Consider the following 19,980-nt stretch of genomic DNA (forward strand, 5'->3'; position numbering starts at 1 on the left):
GCCCAGCCCTGCCGACGACAGCGCATATTCGTGGCGCAGCGCGTCGGTCACACCGGAGATCACCGCGGTGTCGAACCCGAACAGCAATCCGCCGAGGCTCATCGCCACGACGGCGCGCGTGTGCGTCGCGCGGCTCATGCGCCGACCGTCCGCGCCAGGAACGCATCATGCGGCTCGGCATGCGCAAGCGTGCCGGCGATCGCCGCGCGCATCCGCGACAGGCTGTCGGCCAGATCGCGCTCGCTCACCTGATCGGCCAGCGGCGAATGCCGCGCGGGCAGATCGTCGAACCCGGCGTACATGCTCAGCCAGCTCGGGTCCTGGAACGTATCCCATTCGTTGCGCACAAACTCTCCCCCTGCCCGCCATGCGTCGAGCTTGATCTGCAATCCCTCGGTTGGCGCCAGCGCGCGCATCCGGTCCCAGAACGGCTCGCCGACGCGGCGGTTGGACCAGTAATGCAGCAGCAGGAAATCGCGCAGCCGCTCGAACTCCAGCACCGATTGCCGATTGTACGTTGCCGCCAGCCGCGGATCGACATCCTTGTCGGGGAACAGCGCGACGAACCGCTCCAGCCCCGACTGGATCAGCGAGATGCTGGTCGATTCCAACGGTTCGAGGAAACCCGACGCCAGCCCCAGCGCAACGACATTCTTCTCCCAGAAACGCGCGCGATGCCCGGTGGTGAAGCGCAACCGGTTGGGCGCCGCCAGCGGCTCGCCCTCCAGCGAGGCAAGCAATGCGCGCTCGGCCGCGTCGTCGTCGACATGATCGGAGCAATAGACATAGCCGTTGCCGACGCGGTGGCGCAGCGGGATGCGCCATTGCCACCCGGCCGCTCGCGCGGTCGCGACCGTGAACGGCGTCGTCGGCCCGTCCGCCGCGGCGCACGGAATCGCGATCGCGCGGTCGCACGGCAGCCAGTGTCGCCAGTCGACATAGGGAACGCCCAGCGCCTCGCCCAGCAACAGGCTGCGGAACCCCGAACAGTCGATCCACAGGTCGCCCGCCACACGCCGCCCATCGTCCAGCGTCACCGCCGCGACGCGCCCGTCGTCGCCGTCGCGCTCGACCGCGTCGATCCGCGCGTCGATGTGGCGCACGTTGTTGGCCACCGCCAGCCGCCGCAGCAGCGCAGCGAACTTCGACGCATCGAAATGCACCGCAAAGTTGAACACGCCCAAATCGTTTGCCGGGCGGTCGGACGGCGGCAGGAACAGCCCCCGCTCCGCCAGTTGCGTCGCCAGGCAATAATCGGACAGCGGCGTCGCATCCCCCGCCGCGCGCATCTTCAGCCAGTAATGGTGGAACGCGACCCCGCGCGCGGCGACGCCGTACAGGCCGAACGGGTGGAAGAAGCGATGCCCTTCCCGCTTCCATCCGTCGAAGCGGATGCCGTATTTGATCGTGCCGCCGGTCTCGCGCAGCACCTCCGGCTCGCCCAGTTCGATCGCCGCCAGGAAGTCGCGGATCGCGGGCACGGTCGCCTCGCCCACGCCGACCGTCCCGATTGCGGCGCTTTCGATGACGGTGATGTCCGGGCGCAGATGCCCCAGCCGCCGCGCCAGATAGGTCGCCGCCATCCACCCCGCGGTGCCCCCGCCCACGATCACGATCGACCGCACCGGCCCGTCCATCGCCGCCTCCCCCGTCATGTCCCGCCTATCCGTTGCGCCTGTCTACGCCGATCCGCCTGCCCGCCACACGAAAAAGCCGCCGCACATGCACGTGGCATATGCGGCGGCCAGTCGGGGTCGGGGGACCGACTCGATCAGAACTTGGCGCGCACGCCCGCGATGAAGCGGCGCTCGTAGATGTTCTCGTTGAACACCTGGTCCGGCCACGTCAGATAGTAACGCTCCGTCTCCGCGGTCAGGTTGGACGCCTGGCCGTAGATCGTGAAGTTGGGCGTCACGTCATAGGAAAGCGACGCATCCAGATAGTTGGTCGGCTGCTGATACTGCGCCAGCCCGGAAATGCCGCCATAGTTGGACGACACCAGCCGCTTCGAACGATAGTTGTACGCGACGCGCGCCTGGAACCCATATTGTTCGTACCACAGCGCGGCGTTCACCTGGTGCTTCGAATTGTCCTGGAACGGCATCTTGTTGCCGGCCAGATCGACGCCGCCGGCATCGCCCAGCGACAGCGTGTAGTTGGCGTCGACACCGAACCCGCCGAGGAAGCCGTTGACGCCATAGTCGCGCAGCGACTGGCGCGCCGACGCCTCGATTCCCTTCAGCGTGCCGCCTTCGCCCTGCGCCAGCGTGTTGGTCACCACCGGGCGGCGAATCACGCCGTCATTGTCGGGGATGTCGTTGCGCAACTCGGTGCTGTTGGTGATGAAGCTGTCCACCGCCAGATAGAAGGCGCCGATCGCCACCAGGCTCGACCGCCCGGTGTAATATTCCAGGCTGGCTTCCGCGTTGGTCGACCGCCACGGGTTCAGGTTCGGATTGCCGCGCGAATCCGCGGTCCGCGCCTCGAACCGCGCCGGGTTCACCTGCGTGTTGATGGCGTAGTTGACGTTCAGGCCACCGCCCCACTGCAGGAAGTCGAGCACCGTCATCGTCTTCGAGAAGGCGGCGCGGGCGCGCAGCTTGTCGGTGACGTCGAAGGCGATGTTGATCGACGGCAGGAAGTCGGTGAACTGACGCTTGGTCACCACGTCGCCGGCGTCGACACCCGACACGCCGTACGGCTGCGGCGCGCCGACGATGTTCTGGCGCACGTTCAGGCGGGTGTTGACCACCTGCAGGCCGCCGTTGGCGCGGAATGCCATGCCCAGCAGCTCGCCCTCACCCGAAACCTGGCCGTAGCCGGAGATCTGGCGGACGTTGACGGTGAACGAATCGGCCGGGTTCACCAGGTTCTGGCTGCCCGGGTAGAATTTGTTCTGCCACGCCTCGCTGTCGTCCATCGCCTTGGGATCGAGCGCCCACAGCGCCGGCGAGCCGGCGGCCGGCAGGCCGTATTGCTTCATCAGCCCGGCGAAGATCTGGTCGTTGCCCTGCCGCGTCAGGCCGGCGGTATAGGCATTGCCCTGCGCATCCAGCACCGCGCACTTGCCGTCGTTCAGGTTGACGTCGAACGCCTTCCACTTGACCAGGCAGCCCGCCGCCGGGTTGGCGGCATTGTCGCGATTGCCGGCGTAGAAGGGCGAAACGCGGTCGAACGTGAACTGGTCGACGCTACGCTCGCTGTAACGCCCGCCGAAGTTCAGGCGGACCTGATCGTTGGCCTGCCATTCGGCATCGCCGCGCAGCGCCCAGATATCGCCGTTCTGATACTGGTTGCCCTCCGACGAGATCGTCTTCAGGCCATAGCGCGACACGTCGGCCGCCTGCGCCAGGAACGCGGGCGAGAAGCCGAACGCCGGCGCGCCGCTCGAATAGTCGATCGTCGCGGTCTGGCTGTAGATTTGGTAGCCGGTCGGGTTGAACGTGCGGTCGCCGCCGATCGATGCCGGATAATTGCCGACGCCGTTATACGCCCACTGCCGCCCGTTGGTCAGGCTGAACTGGGTATAGGCCTGGTCCCGGTTGCGCTTGGCCTTGCCATAGATGCCGCGAACGGTCGCCTTGAACGTGTCGCTGGGCTTCCAGTCGAGCTGCAGGTTGTAGTTCTGCGACTCGCTCTTGGTGCGGAACGTCTCCGAATAGCTGTCGAAGCTCGGCAGGCTGTAGGTGTACTGCTGGACGGTGTTGATGTGATAGCCGTTGCTGTCGATCGCGCCGGTATCGCGCGACTTGGTCGGCAGGAACGGCGAGGACAGCCAGTCGACGTTCTGGAACTGGAAGCCGGCGGTGCGGTCGTACTGCGTCTGGCGGGTGTAGAAGCCGTCCGCGGTCAGCCGCAGCGCGTCGTTCAGCTCGATCTGCAGCGAGGCGTTGGCGCCGAACCGCTGGCGGCTGGTGATGCGGTTCCAGGCGGTGTGAGACTGCGGGGTGATGAACGAATCGTTCGCATCGCCGTCGCCGTTGACGTCGTAGCCGATGATCGTGCCCGCGCTGTTGCGGACCGGCGCACCGCGGCTGACGCCGTTGTTGCCGACCGCAAACGCACCCGGATTGGTGGCGCTGCCGCCTTCGTTGTTCAGCGCGACGCCATAATCCTGCAGCCCGCGGAAGCTGTTGGCCAGCGTCAGGTCGCTGTACGCGGCCGACGCCAGGAAGCCGATCCGCTCGCCGTGATAGGCGATCAGGCCGTTGGCAGACGGGTTCCAGTCCTTGGTCTTGTCGCCATATTGCCCCTCGACCGCGGCCGACATCGTCAGCCCGCGCTTCAGGTCGAACGGACGGCGCGTCAGCAGGTCGACGGTGCCCGACAGGCCCGCCTGCTGGAGCGAGGCGGTCGGCGACTTGAACACCGTCGCGCCGGAGAACAGCTGCGACGGAATGTCGGTGAAGTTCGGCTGCACCGAGGTGACCGAGTTGGCGCCCAGGAACTGTTCGCCGTTCAGCAGCGTCGTCACCTGCGGCAGGCCGCGGATGTTGACCGCGGCGCCCTCGCCCGCGTCACGGCGGATCTGCACGCCCGGGATACGCTGGAGCGAATCGGAGATGGTGACGTCGGGCAGCTTGCCGATGTCCTGCGCGCTGATCGCCTCGACCACGCTGTCGGCGTTGCGCTTCACCTCGATCGCGCGCGCCTGCGACGCGCGGATGCCGGTGATGACGATTTCGCTTTCCGCATCGGCGGACTGGCTGGGCGCGGCGGTCGCGTCTTGCGGCGTGGCGTTCATGTCGGGCCTGTTGCCGACCGGCGTCTGCGCCATCGCGGCACCCGGCAGCGCGACCAGACCCATCGCCATCGTCGAGGCAGCGCCCATCAGCATCGCGCGAACCAACGGCTTCGAACCGTAACGCATGTCATCCTCCCCTGTTTTCAACCTGCGGGACGCCCTATCGCCCTCGCTGTTCTGCAATCAATTTGATTTAATCATTCGAACGACGGATTCTGTCAAGCGTGACGAATTCGTCACACATTCCGGAGCAGCGCAAGTGGGAACGTTCCCAGGTTCGCTATACAGGACTGATAGGAAACGGAAAGTGGCGAAACACCGCCGCTACAGCGGCAGCGCGGTGGTCGATTTGATCTCCTGCATCGCGAACGAGGAACTGACGTCGTGCAGCGGCGCGACCTTCGTCAGCTTGCGATAAATGCGGTCGTAATCGGCAATGTCGCGCGCGACGATCTTCAGCAGATAGTCGACGTCGCCGCTCATGCGGTAGAATTCGACCACCTCCGGGATGCGCGAGACGCCCTCGGCGAAGCTTTGCAACCACTGGTCGTCATGCTGCGCTGTCCGCACCGCCACCATCACCGTCACGCCCAGCCCCAGCCGGTCGCGATCCAGCAGCGCGACGCGCCGCACGATCAGTCCGTCGCGTTCCAGTCGCTTGATGCGCTTCCAGCACGGCGTCTGCGACAGGCCGACCCGCTCGGCGATCTCGGCGATAGGCACCGTGGCGTCCTCCTGGAGAATGGCCAATATACGCCGATCGGTCGAATCGATGACATCGTTCTCCATTGCCCCACCTTTCAGGAATCATCTCCTCCCTTCATCGCCGGTGGGGGTAAAAATAGGAAGATAGTTCGCGCGCCCCGCCCTTATCATCGCGGCATCGCCACCGACGACCGGAGCCTGCCATGTTCGCCCGCCTGTTCACCGACCATCCGCACAGCGTCGAGGAAAGCTATGGCGAGCATCTGGTGGTCGCGGGCGGATTCGGGGTGACGATGATCCTGGCCGGTCTCGCCTGCCTGGTCCACGCGCTGATCCCCGGCCTGTTCGTGTCCACAGGCAGCCGCGCGATCACCGCGCTTCACGATCGCATGGTCGCGCACCGCCGGAGGAGCCGCTGACACGCAAAAGGCCCGATCGGCAGGACGCCGACCGGACCCCGGAGAAAGCCATCTTTCCGCCTGTTTCCAAGCGTGAAGCGACTGGCCGCGTCCTTAGGCTGATGAACGGCGGCGCGTCAGCCGCCATTCCTTACAACCCGATGACGCGGCGCATATTACCGCTGGCAGAAACGCGGATTGTCCGCCCGTTCCACCGCATTGCCGGCCAGCGCACCCGCGCCCGCGCCCAGCACGGTGCCCAGCGTGCGGTCGCCGCGCGTGTCGATCGCGCGGCCCAGCAGGCCGCCGGCGATCGCGCCGACGATCGTCCCCGTCGTCCCGCTCTGGCAGGCGCGGTTGTAGCGATAGCGGTTCCGATAGTCGCCGCGCGTCTCGTAATAGCGCGGCGCGCGGTTCCAGCCGTCGCGATAGGCGCGGTCATAGGCGCGGTCGTGCTCGCCATAGCCGTCGTCGTAATAATCGCGGCCGTACCCATAGCCGTCGCCGTAACGCTGCGCCTGCGCCGCGGCCGGCACCATCGCCGCCGTGCCCATCGCCAGCGCCGTCATCCCGAGGGTCAGCTTCTTCCACATCACGAACGCTCCCTACTCGATTCGTCCACCGGCACGTCGCCAGTGTGGAGGACGATATGATCGAGTCGCCGTGATCCGATGCTGAATGGCGCGGTTATCCGCCGTTCAGCCGGCCGGCAGCGTGTCCGCCGCCGCGCGGATCGCGGCGTACAGCCGGTCCAGGTCGTCCTCCCCGATGCAATAGGGCGGCATGACATAGACGGTATTGCCCAGCGGGCGCAGCAACAGGTCGCGCTCGCGGAAGAACCGCAGCAACGCCGGCCCCAAGGCCGACAGATATCCCTCGCCCGCGCCGATCTCCACCGCCGCGATCGTCCCGCACTGCCGGGCGCCGGTGATCCGCGGGTGATCGGCCAGCGCCGCGATCCGCGCCGCCTGGCGCGACGCCAGCGTCGCGATCCGCTCGCGCACCGGCTCCTCGCGCCAGATCGCCAGGTTCGCGGCGGCGGCGGCGCAGGCGATCGGGTTGGCGGTATAGCTGCTGGAATGAAAGAACATCCGCGCCCGGTCGGTCGACCAGTGCGCGTCGAAGATCGCCTCGGTCGCCATCGTCACCGCCAGCGGCACCGCGCCCCCGGTCAGCCCCTTCGACAGGCACAGGATATCGGGGACCACCCCGGCCTGCTCGCACGCCAGCAACGTGCCCGTGCGTCCCCATCCGGTCATCACCTCGTCAGCGATGAACAGCACGCCATGCGCGGCGCAGACGTCACGCATCTGCCGCAGCACCGCCGGCGGGTAGAACAGCATTCCCCCCGCCCCCAGCACCAGCGGCTCGACGATGAACGCCGCCGCCCCGGCGCGGCACGCCGCCTCCAGCGCGTCGATCGTCGCCTGCTCGCGCCCCGGATGCGGGAAGGGGATGGTGCCGACATCGAACAGCAACGGGGCATAGGGGCGGTTGAACACGCCCCGCTCCCCCACCGACATCGCGCCGATCGTGTCGCCGTGATAGCTGTGCTCCAGCACCAGGATGCGGTCGCGCGGCGCCTCGCGCGCCGCCCAGAATCCCAGCGCCATCTTCAGCGCGACCTCGACACTGGTCGATCCCGAATCGGAAAAGAATACCCGCGTCAGCGCATCGGGCATGATCGCGCGCAGCCCGCGGGCGACCGTCTCGGCCGGTTCGTGCGTCCACCCGGCGAAGATGATCTGGTCCAGCCGCTCGGCCTGTTCGCGGATCGCCGCGACGATCCGCGGATGGCCATGGCCGTGGGTCGTCACCCACCAGGATGAAATCGCGTCGATCACCCGTCGCCCGTCGGCGGTGAACAGCGCCGCGCCCTCCGCGCGGGTCACGATCGGGATCGGCTCGCGCAGGCCGTGCTGCGTGAACGGGTGCCAGACGGGCGAGGGGCTCACCGGAAATCCGCCACGTCGAAATGCTCCGCGAACGCCGCCGCCAGTGCGTCGGGCGTCAGCGACGCCAGTATCGGCAGCCGTCCCAGCCGCTTCACGCCGCCGATCGCCGCGATCGTCGCCTCGCTGTCCTCCACCGCATTGCCGACGAAGGCGACGCCCAGCAGCGGCACGCCGCGCGCGCGCAGCGCCTCGATCGACAACAGGCTGTGGTTGATCGTGCCCAGCGTGGTGCGCGCCACCAGCACCACCGGCGCGCCCCAGCCCGCGAACACGTCGGCGTACAGCAGCTCGCGCGTCACCGGCACCAGCGCACCGCCCGCCCCCTCCACCACCAGCGGCCCGTCGACCGCGGGCGGTGCCAGCCGGTCGGGGTCGATCGTCACGCCGTCGATCTCCGCCGCGCGATGCGGGGAACAGGGGGTGACCAGCCGATACGCCTCCGGCAGCACCTTCGCCGCCGGCACGCCCAGCGCGGCGACGGTGGCGGCATCGCTGCCGTCCTCCAGCCCGGCCTGCACCGGCTTCCAGTAATGCGCCCCCAGCGCAACGGTCAGCGCGGCGGCGAACACCGTCTTGCCGATCCCCGTGTCGGTGCCCGTCACCACGATCATCGCAACATCCCTTCGAGAACCCGTGCCAGCGCATCGACCGCATCGGCATCGACATGCAGCGTCAGCGCGATGCGCAGCCGGGACGTGCCGCTGGGGACAGTCGGCGGGCGGATGCCGCGCACGTCGAACCCGGCCGCCTGCACCGCGGCGGCGACGCGCATCGTCTCCGCATCGTCGCCGATCACCAGCGGCACGATCTGCGATCCGCTGGCGGTCGCGCCCAGCGTTGCCAGCCGCGCATTGGCATGGTCGATCAGCGCATGAAGCCGCGTGCGCCGCTCCGGCTCGTCGGCGATCGCCGCCAGCGCCTCGCGCGCGGCCACCGCCATCAGCGGCGACGGCGCGGTGGAAAAGATGAACGGCCGCGCGCGTGCCACCAGCATGTCGCGCACCACCGTCGCGCCGCACACCACCGCCCCCTCGCAGCCCAGCGCCTTGCCGAAGGTCTTGAGCGTGACGACATCCTCACGCCCGTCCAGCGCCGCCGCCAGCCCGCGCCCGTCGGCGCCCCACACGCCCGTGGCATGCGCCTCGTCGATCAGCAGCATCGCGTCATGCCGCGCCGCCACCTCGGCCAGCGCGGCCAGCGGCGCGCGGTCGCCGTCCATGCTGTACAGGCTCTCGACCGCGATCCACGCCGTCCCCGCGCCGCCACCGGCGCGCCACGCAGCGATGGCATCGTCGAAGGCGTCCGCATCGTTATGCGCCGCCGCGACCGACGCGGCACGGCTCAGCCGCATCCCGTCATGCGCGCTGGCATGGACCAATGCGTCATGGACGATCAGGTCGCCGCGCTGCGGCAATGTCGCCAGCAGCGCATGGTTGGCGGCATAGCCGCTGGAGAAGAACAGCGCGGCTTCCACCGCGAAGAAGCGCGCCGCCGCTTCCTCCAGCGCCTCATGCTCGGGGTCGTTGCCGCGCAGCAGCCGCGATCCCCCCGAACCGATGCTCGCGCCGCGATCCAGCGCGGCATGCAGCGCCGCGGCGATCCGCGGCGCGCCCGCCAGCGCCAGATAGTCGTTCGACGAAAAGTCGGTGCCCCGCCGCGGTGCCAGCCGCCGCAACCGTCCGCGCGCGGCCAGCTCCGCCAGATCGCGCTGTTGTGCCCCCAGGATCATGGCCCCGCCCATAAGCGCTATTCCGCACGCGGGAAAAGGGCCACCGCACCGCACATTGCGTCCGCGCCGCGCTTCGGTAAGGTCACGATCCCTTACCCTCCGTCGCCGAGAACGATGTGCCGCGCCATCTCCCCGCCCTTCTTGCCGCCCTGCTGCTGACGACCACCCCCGCGCTCGCCGAGGGCGACGCCAAGCCGCCCGCTTCGGCCGAGAAGAAGGGCGACGACGCCACCACCCTGCCCCCGCTGCCGGCCGACCGGTCGGTCGCGCAGAGCCTGCGCATCGGCGGGCGCACGATCGGCTATCGCGCCACCGTCGGCACGCTGGCGGTGCGCGACGACAAGGGGAAGGAGATCGGGCAGGTCGTCTACACCGCTTATGCCGTCCCCGGCGGCGACGTGCGCCGCCCGGTCACCTTCGCGTTCAACGGCGGGCCGGGCGCGGCGTCGGTCTATCTCAACATGGGGGCGGTCGGACCGAAGCGCGTGCAGTTCGGCGCGCAGGGCGATGCCCCGTCCGACGCGCCGGTCGCCACCGACAATCCCAACAGCTGGCTCGACTTCACCGACCTGGTGTTCATCGACCCGATCGGCACCGGGTTCAGCCGCAGCCTGGTCGATGCCGACGCCACGAAGAAGGCGTTCTACGGCAACGACCAGGACGTGAAATACCTGTCCAAGGTCGTCTACGACTGGCTGGTGAAGGAAGGGCGGCTGCGCTCGCCCAAATATCTGATGGGCGAAAGCTATGGCGGCTATCGCGTGCCGCGCATCGCCTATGAACTGCAATCGCAGATCGGCGTCGGGGTGAACGGCATGGTGCTGGTCTCCCCCTATCTCGATCCCGCGTCGGGGGACGATGCGACCGCGCTGTCGCCGCTGCCGTGGATGGTCGCGCTGCCGTCGATGGCGGCCGCCAACCTTGAACGCCACCACGCGCTGACCCCCGAGGCGATGGCGCAGGTGGAGGCCTATACCCGCGGCGATTTCGCGCGCGACCTGCTGCGCGGGCGTTCGGATCCGCAGGCGACCGCCCGGCTGGTGACGCAGGTGACGCAGCTGACCGGGCTCGACCCGGCGCTGGTGCAGCGGATGGGCGGGCGCGTCGACACCGGCACCTTCCTGCGGGAGGTGCATCGCGCCGACGGGACGATCGGCAGCGTCTACGATTCGAACGTCACCGCCTTCGATCCCTTTCCCTGGTCGTCGCAGCAGCGATCGAACGATCCGATCCTCGACGCGCTGATCGCGCCGACCACCAGCGCGATGGTCGATTTCGTCACGCGGGAGGTCGGGTGGAAGACCGACGCACGCTACAATGCGCTGTCCTATGCCGTGAACAGCGCGTGGGACCGCGGGAAGCCCGACGACGCGCCCGTCACCGACCTGCGCAAGGCGATCGCGGTCGATCCGAAGATGCGCGTGATGATCGTCCACGGCTGGGACGATCTGTCCTGCCCCTATTTCGCCTCGCGGCTGATCGTCGATCAGATGCCGGGCTTCGGCGTCGCCGAACGCGTGCAGCTGCGCGTCTATCCGGGCGGGCACATGTTCTACAGCCGCACCGACAGCGGCGCCGCCTTCCGCAACGACGCCCGCGCGATCTACGGGGGCTAGACGGTCCAGGCCGCGACGTCGTCCTCGCGGCCGATCATCGCCAGCCCGTGCGCGATCGACGTCAGCTCTCCGCCAGTCGCGATCCGCTCCGCGCCGAACCGGTCGTCGAACAATCGCCGCACGCGCGGGGTCAGCGAGGTGCCGCCGGTCAGGAACACCCGGTCGATCGCGCCCGCCTCCAGCCCCGCCGCGGCCAGCGCGCGGTCGACCGCGGCGGCGATCTGCACCATGTCGGGGGCGATCCATTCCTCGAACGCCGCGCGCGTCACCGGCGCGGCGATCGACAGGTCGCCGCCCTCGAAGCGGAACACCGCTTCCTCGCCCGCCGACAGCGCGCGCTTCAGCTCGCCGACCGCATGGTACAGGCGATAGCCCATCTCGCCCTCGATCACCGCGATCATCCGCCCGATCGCCTCCGGGTCGATCGCGGCGCGGCGCAGCTTCTCCAGTTCCGCCAGCGTCCGCCGGTTGCGCATCAGCGCCAGCCGCGACCAGTCGGCGAAATCGGCGAACCAGCCGCCGGGAATGTCCAGCACCTTGTCGAACGACCGATATTGCCCGCCCTTGCCCAGCAGCGGCAGCACCAGATGCTCGACGATCCGCTGGTCGAACCGGTCGCCCGCGATTCCCACGCCGGCGTGCGCCAGCGGCGCGCACCGGCGCGCCGCGCCGGGCTCCGCGATCCGCACCACCGAAAAGTCGCTGGTCCCGCCGCCGAAATCGGCGACCAGCACCGTCGCCGGCGCCTCCAGCCGCGCGGCATAGCTGAACGCCGCGCCCATCGGTTCGTAGACATAATGGGTCTCGCGCCCCAGCCCGGCGAACATCGCGTCATAGCGTTGCCGCGCCAGCGCCTCGTCGGGCCGCGCCCCGGCATAGGCGACCGGCCGACCGACGATCACCCGGTCGGCGCCCGCCGCCAGCGCGCCGTTCGCGCGCGCCGCCATTAGCATCAGGAACCGCTGCCCCAGCTCCTCGAACCGCAGCCGTCGCTCGAACACCGTCGCCTGGTCGAAACTGGCGCTGGCGGCGACCGTCTTGAACGACTGGATGAACCTGCACCCCTCGGGATAGTCGAGATATTCGGCGATCGCCCACGGCCCCGCCGCCGCCTCCACCCCGCCGCGCTCGCCTTCCCAGAAACACAGCGCGGACCGGAACACCGCATCCGCCCGCTCCGGCCCGTCGAGCACCAGCAGTTCCGCACCGCCATCGGGCGTGGCGGTCGCGACCACCGAATTGGTGGTGCCGAAATCGAAACCCAGGATGCGGCTCATGCCGGTGCCTTTAGCGTTTCGGCACGGCTTTGACATGCCTCAGCGCGAATATCCGCGCGCCGCCGGGCCTTTACCCGGACTGGCGCGTTGGGCGGACATTCCTTCCCTACCAGAGGCTTCCCGATGACCGACTTCACGACCACGCGCGGCGATGGCGGCGAAACGCATCAGCAGGCGTCGGGCGACGCCGATGTGTTGACCACGAATCACGGCGTCCCCGTCAGCGACAATCAGAACAGCCTGCGCGCCGGCGCGCGCGGCCCGACGCTGCTCGAGGATTTCGTGCTGCGCGAGAAGATCTTCCACTTCGATCACGAGCGGATTCCCGAACGCATCGTCCACGCCCGCGGATCGGGCGCGCATGGCGTGTTCGAGGCGACGGCCGACATCTCCGACCTCACCCGCGCCGCGGTGTTCACGCCGGGCGAGAAGACCGAGGTGTTCGTGCGCTTCTCCACCGTCGCGGGGGGCGCCGGATCGGTCGATACGCCGCGCGACGTGCGCGGCTTCGCGGTCAAATTCTACACGCGCGAGGGCAATTGGGACCTCGTCGGCAACAACATCCCGGTGTTCTTCATCCAGGATGCGATCAAATTCCCCGATCTGGTCCATGCGGTGAAGATGGAGGCGGATCGCGCCTATCCGCAGGCGGGCAGTGCGCACGATACCTTCTGGGACTGGGCCAGCCTGATGCCCGAAAGCACGCACATGCTGATGTGGGCGATGTCCGACCGCACGCTGCCGCGCTCGTTCCGCACGATGGAGGGGTTCGGCGTCCACACCTTCAAGCTGGTGAACGAGGCGGGCGAGGCGCAGTTCGTCAAGTTCCACTGGAAGCCGAAGGCCGGGCTGCAATCGACGATCTGGGACGAGGCGCTGAAGCTCCAGGCCGCCGACAATGACTATCAGCGCCGCGACCTGTGGGAAGCGATCGACACCGGCGCCTTCCCGCAATGGGATCTGGGCATCCAGGTCTTCGACGAGGAGTTCGCCCGCGCCCAGCCCTATGACGTGCAGGATGCGACCAAGCTGATCCCGGAGGACGACGTCCCCGTCCGCATCGTCGGCACGCTGACGCTCAACCGCAATCCCGACAATTTCTTCGCCGAAACCGAACAGGTCGCGTTCCTGCCCACCAATATCGTGCCGGGGATCGACTTCTCGAACGACCCGCTGCTTCAGGGGCGGCTGTTCAGCTATCTCGACACGCAGAAATCGCGGCTGGGGACGACCAACTTCCACCAGATCCCGATCAACGCGCCGCGTTGCCCGTTCGCCAATTTCCAGCGCGACGGGATGATGCAGACGATGGTGCCCAAGGGGCGCGCCAACTACGAACCCAACAGCCTGACCGCGCATGGCGAGGACGGCGGCCCGCGCGAAAGCCCGACGCGCGGCTTCGTCACGGTCAACGCCGCCACCGGCGACGACGAACAGGGCGACAAGCTGCGCGTGCGTGCCGAACTGTTCGCGGATCACTACAGTCAGGCACGGCTGTTCTTCCGTTCGCAGACCGAATCGGAACAGGCGCATATCGCCTCGTCGTTCGTGTTCGAACTGTCGAAGGTCGGGCTGGAACAGGTGCCGGCGCGGATGGTCGCGAATCTGCGCAACGTCGATGAGGATCTGGCCCGCCGCGTCGCTGACGGGCTGAACATCGACCTGCCCGACGCGTCGCCCGCCGCGCGGGCGCCGGTCGACATGGCGCCGTCCGACGCGCTGTCGATCCACAAGAACATGAAGGCCACGCTCGCGGGTCGGTCGGTCGGCATCCTTTACGCCGACGGGTCGGACGCCGCGACGCTCGACCGCGTGATCGCCGACGTCACCGGCGCTGGGGCGAAGGCGGTCTTGGTGGCGCCGAAAATCGGCGGCGCGACCCTGTCGGACGGCAGCAAGCGAAAGGCGGACGGGCAATTGGCGGGCACGCCCAGCCAGATCTTCGACGCGGTCGCGCTGGTCCTGTCCGATGACGGCGCGGCGATGCTGACGAAGGAGGCTGCGGCGGTCCAGTTCGTCATGGACGCCTTCGGCCATCTCAAGGCGATCGGCGCGACCGACGCCGCCGCGCCGCTGCTCGACAAGGCCGGGGTCGAACCCGATGATGGCGTCACCGCGCTCGACGATGCGTTCGTCGATGCTGCCGCGCGCCGCTTCTACGACCGAGAACCCGGTGTGCGGATGCTCGCCTGACGCGCCGCCGCCCGTCGCGCCCCTCGTGACGGGCGGCCCGCCACTAATAGATGTCGCGGCAGTAGCGCCGCTCGCCCAGCATCGCCTCCACCTGCGCATCGCCCAGGATCGCGCGCAGCGCCACATCGACCCCCGGCGCCATCCCCGCCAGGCTGCCGCAGACATAGATCGCCGCGCCCTGATCGGCCCAAGCGCGGATCGCCTCGCCTTCCCGCGTCACCACATCCTGCACGTAACACCCGCCGTCGGGGTCGCGCGAAAAGGCAGGGTCGTGCCGCGCCAGCGTCCCGTGTGCGCGTAGCGCGGCCAGTTCGTCGTCGAACGGCCGGTCGTGCGCCGGGCTGCGCTCGCCATGGATCAGCCACACTGGTCCGCCGCCGCACCGCGCCCGCTCGCGCAGCAACCCCATCAGCCCAGCCAGCCCGGTGCCGTTGCCGATCAGGATCATCGGTGTCGCCGCATCATCGGGCATCGCGAAGCCGGGATTGTCGCGCAGCCGTAGTTCCACCGTTTCGCCGACCGCGGCATGGTGCGTCAGCCAGCCGGATGCGATCCCCGGCCCGCCATCCGCCGCGGTCGCTTCGCGCACCAGCAGCTCGACCGCGCCCGACGGTGCGATCGAGGCGACCGAATAATCGCGATGCGCCAGCGGCCGCAGTGCGTCCGCGTCGGGCAGCGGCGCGTCCGCCGCGGGCAGCACCGCGCCCGCCAGCGCCTGTGCCAGCGCGGCATCCCCGCTGCGGCCATGCCGCGCCAGTACCGCGGCGACGCGCGCGGGGTCGTGGCGCGGCATCACCTCGGCGATCGCGCCGGGCTGCCATGCCGCATCCTGCGCGACCGGCTCCAGCACGATACGGTGCATCGGCGCGCCGGGACTGCCCGGGTTGACATGCGCCCGCGCCGCCAGCCGCCACGGTGCGAAGGGCGCGCGCTGCCAGTCCGACTGCGCCGGCCCTGCCCCGCCCGCCAGCGCGAACACCTGCTGCTGCCAGCGATGCTCGGCATCCACGTCGGCGCCATCGATTTCGATCATGTCGAACAGCCGCCGCGCGCCGCTGTCATGCGCCCAGGCGTCGACGCGGTGCCCGAACGCGCAGAAACCGGCATATTCACGGTCGCCCAGCGCCAGCACCGCATAATCCTTGCCCGCCAGATCGCCGGGCCCCGCCATGGCACGCGCCGCGAAGCCGCGCGCCGCATCGGGCGGCTCGCCCTCGCCATACGTCGCGGCGACGAACAGGATACGCTGGGCCGCGCGCCATTCCTCCGCGCTCGCCCCGCCCAGCGGCCGCAGCGTCGCGCCCAGCGCCCCCGCGGTCAATCGCGCCAGCCGCTCCGCCCCGCCGGTCTGCGAGGCGTACAGGACCAGCGTCTCGCCGCTCGCCTCCGCCGCCGCCACGTCGGGCACCGCCGCCAGCGCGCGCTTGCGCCGCCGCCGCGCCAGGTACAGCAACAGCCCCGTCACCGTGAATAGCGGCATCGTCGCGCTGGTCAGCAGCATCACGATCCGCCCCGGCAGGCCGAAGAACGCGCCGGTATGCAGCGGCAGGACGTTGCCGACGATCGTCTCTCCCCACGGCCGCGCGGCGTAGCGATCCGCCTTCATCAGCCGCCCGTCGCGCGCATCGAAGCGCAAAGTGTCGGTCTGCCGGTCGAACCGCGCATCCGGTGGCAGGACCCGCATCTCCACCGGCTTGCCCCCGCGCGACGGCGTGATCGCGACGCGCGCATAGCCGTCCGCCCCCACCTGTCCGACGAACCCCGCCCAGGCCGGCGCCAGCGGCACGGCATCGCCCTTGGGCGGGCCGTCGCGCCCCTCGCGACGCATCTCCCTCGCCTTGCCGGTCAGGACGTAGCGCACGCCCTGCCGATACCAGTCATACGACCACCACAGCCCGGTCATCCCGCTCAGCAGGTAGGCGGCGAAAATCCACCCGCCGACCACCGCGTGCAGCGCGCGGTACAGGTTGCGCCCCGTCAGCCGCAGGTCCAGCACGAACCACGCCCGCCAGTCGAGCGCGCGCCGCGGCCAGCGCAGGTACAGGCCGGACAGCGCGAAGAACACCAGCGACAGCGCCGCGATGCCGGTGATCGTCCGCCCCCACCCGTTCGCGCCGCCCGGCAACGCCATCCAGCGGTGGACCCGCTCCACCGTCTCGAACAGTTCGGCGCCATGTGGCTTGCCCAGCAGCGCGCCGGTGCGCGGGTCGATCAGGCTGCGCTCGCCGCGCCGCTGGCCCTTGTCGGGGGCGAAGGTGACGCTGGCGGCACGCGCCGGATCGCGCTCGATCACCAATTGCGTCACCGCGCGCCCGCCGTGCTGGCGCGATGCCGCCGCGATCAGCGCATCGGGCGACAGCGCGGGCGCCGGACTTGGGGCCAGCCGCACAATGCCGGGGCTGATCGCGCTCTGGATCTCCTCCTCGAACGCCATCGTCGCGCCGGTGACGCCCATGATCGCCAGCACGAACCCGGCGGTGATCCCCAGGAACCAGTGGATCTGGAACAGGATGCCGCGCAGCGTCATCGCCGGCATCCCCGCAGGCGACCGATCGGCGCGGCGTATACGAACTTTCCCCAACGGCTCATCGCGCCCGGCTAGTGCTAATGACAACTGTTCGCAACGCTTTTCATCGGCCCGCAATTCGTTTCGGGATTGATGCCTATCAACGCGGACGCCCCGGCGCGGCGATAAGGTCAGCGCCCCTCCCCTAGGGAAGCGCGACCTTGCACCAATATCCCCTCGACCGTTTCACCGCGATGGCATCGCTCGGCGCCCGCGATATCGCCACGATCCGCGGGTTGGGCGAAACCGCGGTCGCGGTTCGGCGGCACGAAACGATCCGCCGCGAAGGCCAGCTGGTCGACGGCGTCTGGCTGATGCTGCACGGCTGGGTCGCCTCGTCGATGCTGCTGCCCGCCGGCCAGCGACAGATCGTGAAGGTGCATATCGCCGGGGACATGCTGGGCACGCCCAGCATGGCGCTGGAACGCGCCGCCGATACGCTCACCGCGCTGACCGACGGCTGGATCGCGCGCGTGCCGCTGGCGCGCCTCCGCGCGCTGTTCGACGACGCGCCGCGCGTCGCCGCGCTGCTGCTGATGGCGGTGCAGCTGGAGCGGGTCGCGCTGATGGATGCGGTGGCGGCGATCGGGAAGACCTCGGCACGCGAACGGCTCGCTACCTTCCTGCTCGATCTGCACCAGCGGCTGAGTCAGGTCGGGCTGACGCAGGGCGCCAGTTTCGACATGCCGCTGACGCAGGAACAGATCGGCGATGCGCTGGGGCTGACCGCGGTCCACGTCAACCGCACGATCCGCGCGCTGGAACGCGAGGGGCTGATCGCGCGGCGTGGCCAGACGATCACGCTGGGCGACCTGCCGATGCTCGAGCGACTGTCGCCGCTGCCGCGACGCACGCCGTGGTTCGATCCCGACTGGCTCCCCGCCGGAACCGGCGGACCGGCGAGCGATGACGGTGCGGCGGTCGAACCGGCCCCGACCCGCGCCGCGCGCGCGTAATCAGATCCGCTGCAGGTCGCTCACGAACTCATAGCGGTCGCCGCGATACACCGATCGCGTGAACTCGACGATCCGCCCGTCGGGGATCCACGTCTTGCGTTCGATGCGCAGCACCTCGGAATTCTGCTTCACGCTCAGGATGCCGGCCTCGGTCGGGGTGGCCAGCGACGCGCGCACCCGCTGCGTGCCCGCGACCGGGCGGAAGCCGTGTCGCTCCAGCGCCTGGTACAGCGAATCGCCCAGCGTATCGAGGTCGGGCAGGAACGGCGCCGGGATCACCGCATGTTCGATCGCCAGCGGCTCGCCGCCCGCCAGCCGGACGCGCCCCAGCCGCGCGACGCGCGTGGTGACGGGCACCTGCAAGGCCGTGGCTTCCTCCTCGATCGGCTGGGCATAGGTCTTGTTGATCCACACCACGCCGGGGTCTTCGCCCCGCGCGCGGGTTTCGTCGCTGAAACTGTTCAGCCGCCCGCCGGGGCTGGCGATGCGCCGCGCGACGAACGTGCCCGATCCCTGCTTGCGGACCAGCACGCCTTCCTCGATCAGCTGCTCGATCCCCTTGCGCACCGTGACGCGCGACAGCCCCGCCATCTCGCTCAGGTCGCGTTCGGACGGCAGCGCACCGCCCGGGTCGATCGCGCCGCTGTCGATATGCTCGCGCAGCCGCCGCGCCAGTTGCAGGTACAGCGGCGTGTCGGCATCGCTCAGCGTCAGCGCCATGTCGCGCATCGCGCTCATCCGCGCGCGTCCAGTTCCTGGATGACGTCCAGTTCGTGCATGACCGGGCGCAGGTTGCCGCGATGCGTCGCCAGCAGCGCCCGCGCGGCGTCGCGGGGCAACCCGCGTGCCATCACGATGCCGACGCGGATATCGTTGTCCGCTGCCGCCAGCGCGTCCGCCGCCGTGGCATCGTCCACGCCCGCGATATCGCGCACCATCGCGCGCCCGCGGTGCAGCAGCTTGGCGTTGGAGATGCGCATCGCCACCATCCGTCCGTCATAGACCAGCCCCAGCCGCACCATGATCGCGGTGGACAGCAGGTTCAGCACCGCCTTCTGCGCGGTGCCCGCCTTCATCCGGGTCGATCCGGCGATCACCTCGCTGCCGGTTTCGACGCAGATCGGATGTTCGGCGGCGGTCAGCAGCGGGGTGTCGGCATTGTTGGCGATCCCCACCGTCAGCGCGCCCGCGCCGCGCGCGTGCTCGATCGCCGCCAGCGTATAGGGGGTGCGCCCGCTCGCCGCCACGCCGACCACGACGTCGGCGGCGGTCACCTGCGCCGCGTCGATCGCCACGCGCCCGGCATCGCCTTCGTCTTCCGCGCCTTCCTGCGCCTGGGTCAGCGCGTCCAGCCCGCCCGCCATCAGGAACGCCAGCCGCTCCGGCGGCCACCCGAACGTCGGGGTCAGCTCGGTCCCGTCCTGCACCGCCAGCCGCCCGGACGTGCCCGCGCCGGCGAAGATCAGCCGGCCGTCTTCGCCCAGCCGCGCCGCGGCGGCATCGGCGGCGGCGGCGATCGCGGCGGTCTGCGGCTGGATCGCGGCGATCGCGGCCATCTGCCCCTCCAGCATCGCCTCGACCGCCAGTTCGGTCGGCCACAGGTCCAGGTCGCGATAACGCGGTGCGAGTGACTCGGTGTTCATCATGCCCTCTGCATCGGACGGGAAGCGGACGCCATGCCACGCGGCGCCGCGCAGATCGCGAAGGCGATCGCGGTGCCGATGCACAGCTGGAACGGAAACGACAGCGCGGACAGCGCGCCCGGCAGCCCGATCGCGCGCGCGATCGCCGGTTGCAGCAGCAGCACGACCGCAAAGCCCGCGATCAGCGCGGCGACCACC

15 protein-coding genes and 1 pseudogene are annotated in these 19,980 nt (G+C 69.5%); 4 read left to right on the forward strand and 12 right to left on the reverse strand.

The window, feature by feature from the left end; all coding sequences use genetic code 11:
• Positions 1-134 precede the first annotated feature (134 nt).
• From AX685_RS05035 to AX685_RS05045, 3 genes are all read right to left on the reverse strand, one after another.
• Positions 135-1,655, reverse strand: a complete 1,521-nt coding sequence (locus AX685_RS05035; RefSeq protein ID WP_066486067.1) for a tryptophan halogenase family protein — start codon at positions 1,653-1,655, stop codon at positions 135-137.
• A gap of 116 nt (positions 1,656-1,771) precedes the next feature.
• Entirely contained in the window at positions 1,772-4,870 is a 3,099-nt protein-coding gene (locus AX685_RS05040; protein ID WP_231738564.1) for a TonB-dependent receptor, read from the reverse strand.
• A 198-nt stretch (positions 4,871-5,068) separates the two neighbouring features.
• Positions 5,069-5,533, reverse strand: coding sequence for an Lrp/AsnC family transcriptional regulator (locus tag AX685_RS05045; RefSeq protein ID WP_066486068.1), 465 nt, complete (start codon positions 5,531-5,533; stop codon positions 5,069-5,071).
• Positions 5,534-5,652: 119 nt separating this feature from the next.
• Here AX685_RS05045 and AX685_RS05050 point away from each other — a divergent pair, with 119 nt between their 5' ends.
• On the forward strand, positions 5,653-5,868 hold the full coding sequence (locus AX685_RS05050) for a DUF6356 family protein (RefSeq protein WP_066486070.1): 216 nt from the start codon (positions 5,653-5,655) through the stop codon (positions 5,866-5,868).
• A gap of 155 nt (positions 5,869-6,023) precedes the next feature.
• On the opposite strand, the gene AX685_RS05055 is transcribed toward AX685_RS05050, so the two are convergent.
• The 4 genes from AX685_RS05055 to AX685_RS05070 all read right to left on the reverse strand — a co-directional run bounded on the left by AX685_RS05055 (position 6,024) and on the right by AX685_RS05070 (position 9,531).
• Positions 6,024-6,440, reverse strand: coding sequence for a glycine zipper 2TM domain-containing protein (locus tag AX685_RS05055; protein WP_066486075.1), 417 nt, complete (start codon positions 6,438-6,440; stop codon positions 6,024-6,026).
• A 105-nt stretch (positions 6,441-6,545) separates the two neighbouring features.
• Positions 6,546-7,802, reverse strand: a complete 1,257-nt coding sequence (locus AX685_RS05060; protein WP_066486077.1) for an adenosylmethionine--8-amino-7-oxononanoate transaminase — start codon at positions 7,800-7,802, stop codon at positions 6,546-6,548.
• On the reverse strand, positions 7,799-8,413 hold the full coding sequence (bioD, locus tag AX685_RS05065) for a dethiobiotin synthase (RefSeq protein ID WP_066486078.1): 615 nt from the start codon (positions 8,411-8,413) through the stop codon (positions 7,799-7,801). The genes AX685_RS05060 and bioD overlap by 4 nt, the downstream gene beginning before the upstream one ends.
• Positions 8,410-9,531 (reverse strand): 8-amino-7-oxononanoate synthase, encoded by a 1,122-nt coding sequence (locus AX685_RS05070; protein WP_197418495.1) that lies wholly within the window; start codon positions 9,529-9,531, stop codon positions 8,410-8,412. Before AX685_RS05070 ends, bioD begins: the two co-directional genes overlap by 4 nt.
• A 116-nt stretch (positions 9,532-9,647) precedes the next feature.
• Between AX685_RS05070 and AX685_RS05075 the strand changes: the two genes are divergently transcribed.
• Complete coding sequence (locus AX685_RS05075) at positions 9,648-11,147, forward strand: S10 family peptidase (RefSeq protein ID WP_066486083.1); 1,500 nt, start codon at positions 9,648-9,650, stop codon at positions 11,145-11,147.
• On the opposite strand, the gene AX685_RS05080 is transcribed toward AX685_RS05075, so the two are convergent.
• Positions 11,144-12,424 (reverse strand): Hsp70 family protein, encoded by a 1,281-nt coding sequence (locus AX685_RS05080; RefSeq protein WP_066486085.1) that lies wholly within the window; start codon positions 12,422-12,424, stop codon positions 11,144-11,146. The genes AX685_RS05075 and AX685_RS05080 overlap by 4 nt on opposite strands.
• 123 nt (positions 12,425-12,547) lie before the next feature.
• On the opposite strand from AX685_RS05080, the gene AX685_RS05085 reads away from it, so the two are divergent.
• Positions 12,548-14,617 (forward strand): catalase, encoded by a 2,070-nt coding sequence (locus AX685_RS05085; protein ID WP_066486087.1) that lies wholly within the window; start codon positions 12,548-12,550, stop codon positions 14,615-14,617.
• A gap of 43 nt (positions 14,618-14,660) precedes the next feature.
• On the opposite strand, the gene AX685_RS05090 is transcribed toward AX685_RS05085, so the two are convergent.
• Complete coding sequence (locus tag AX685_RS05090) at positions 14,661-17,144, reverse strand: PepSY domain-containing protein (RefSeq protein ID WP_066486094.1); 2,484 nt, start codon at positions 17,142-17,144, stop codon at positions 14,661-14,663.
• A 200-nt stretch (positions 17,145-17,344) separates the two neighbouring features.
• Here AX685_RS05090 and AX685_RS05095 point away from each other — a divergent pair, with 200 nt between their 5' ends.
• Complete coding sequence (locus tag AX685_RS05095; protein ID WP_231738566.1) at positions 17,345-18,139, forward strand: Crp/Fnr family transcriptional regulator; 795 nt, start codon at positions 17,345-17,347, stop codon at positions 18,137-18,139.
• On the opposite strand, the gene AX685_RS05100 is transcribed toward AX685_RS05095, so the two are convergent.
• From AX685_RS05100 to AX685_RS22325, 3 genes and pseudogenes are all read right to left on the reverse strand, one after another.
• Positions 18,140-18,868, reverse strand: a complete 729-nt coding sequence (locus AX685_RS05100) for a GntR family transcriptional regulator (protein ID WP_066486095.1) — start codon at positions 18,866-18,868, stop codon at positions 18,140-18,142.
• 5 nt (positions 18,869-18,873) lie between these two features.
• The gene (locus tag AX685_RS05105; RefSeq protein WP_176484796.1) at positions 18,874-19,782 is read right to left on the reverse strand and encodes an N-acetylmuramic acid 6-phosphate etherase; all 909 of its coding nucleotides are present in this window, start codon (positions 19,780-19,782) and stop codon (positions 18,874-18,876) included.
• Positions 19,782-19,980 (reverse strand): annotated as a pseudogene (locus AX685_RS22325) (hypothetical protein); the annotation flags it as partial. The pseudogene AX685_RS22325 and the gene AX685_RS05105, both read right to left, overlap by 1 nt.

Source organism: Sphingomonas sp. CCH9-F2 (assembly GCF_001556735.1).
Taxonomy (GTDB): domain Bacteria; phylum Pseudomonadota; class Alphaproteobacteria; order Sphingomonadales; family Sphingomonadaceae; genus Sphingomonas; species Sphingomonas ginsenosidimutans.

Coding starts and splice junctions, on each gene's coding strand:
- AX685_RS05035 (WP_066486067.1), bottom strand. CDS start 1,655: ATGACGGGGGAGGCGGCGATGGACGGGCCGGTGCGGTCGATCGTGATC.
- AX685_RS05040 (WP_231738564.1), bottom strand. CDS start 4,870: ATGCGTTACGGTTCGAAGCCGTTGGTTCGCGCGATGCTGATGGGCGCT.
- AX685_RS05045 (WP_066486068.1), bottom strand. CDS start 5,533: ATGGAGAACGATGTCATCGATTCGACCGATCGGCGTATATTGGCCATT.
- AX685_RS05050 (WP_066486070.1), top strand. CDS start 5,653: ATGTTCGCCCGCCTGTTCACCGACCATCCGCACAGCGTCGAGGAAAGC.
- AX685_RS05055 (WP_066486075.1), bottom strand. CDS start 6,440: ATGTGGAAGAAGCTGACCCTCGGGATGACGGCGCTGGCGATGGGCACG.
- bioD (WP_066486078.1), bottom strand. CDS start 8,413: ATGATCGTGGTGACGGGCACCGACACGGGGATCGGCAAGACGGTGTTC.
- AX685_RS05070 (WP_197418495.1), bottom strand. CDS start 9,531: ATGATCCTGGGGGCACAACAGCGCGATCTGGCGGAGCTGGCCGCGCGC.
- AX685_RS05080 (WP_066486085.1), bottom strand. CDS start 12,424: ATGAGCCGCATCCTGGGTTTCGATTTCGGCACCACCAATTCGGTGGTC.
- AX685_RS05085 (WP_066486087.1), top strand. CDS start 12,548: ATGACCGACTTCACGACCACGCGCGGCGATGGCGGCGAAACGCATCAG.
- AX685_RS05090 (WP_066486094.1), bottom strand. CDS start 17,144: ATGACGCTGCGCGGCATCCTGTTCCAGATCCACTGGTTCCTGGGGATC.
- AX685_RS05100 (WP_066486095.1), bottom strand. CDS start 18,868: ATGCGCGACATGGCGCTGACGCTGAGCGATGCCGACACGCCGCTGTAC.
- AX685_RS05105 (WP_176484796.1), bottom strand. CDS start 19,782: ATGAACACCGAGTCACTCGCACCGCGTTATCGCGACCTGGACCTGTGG.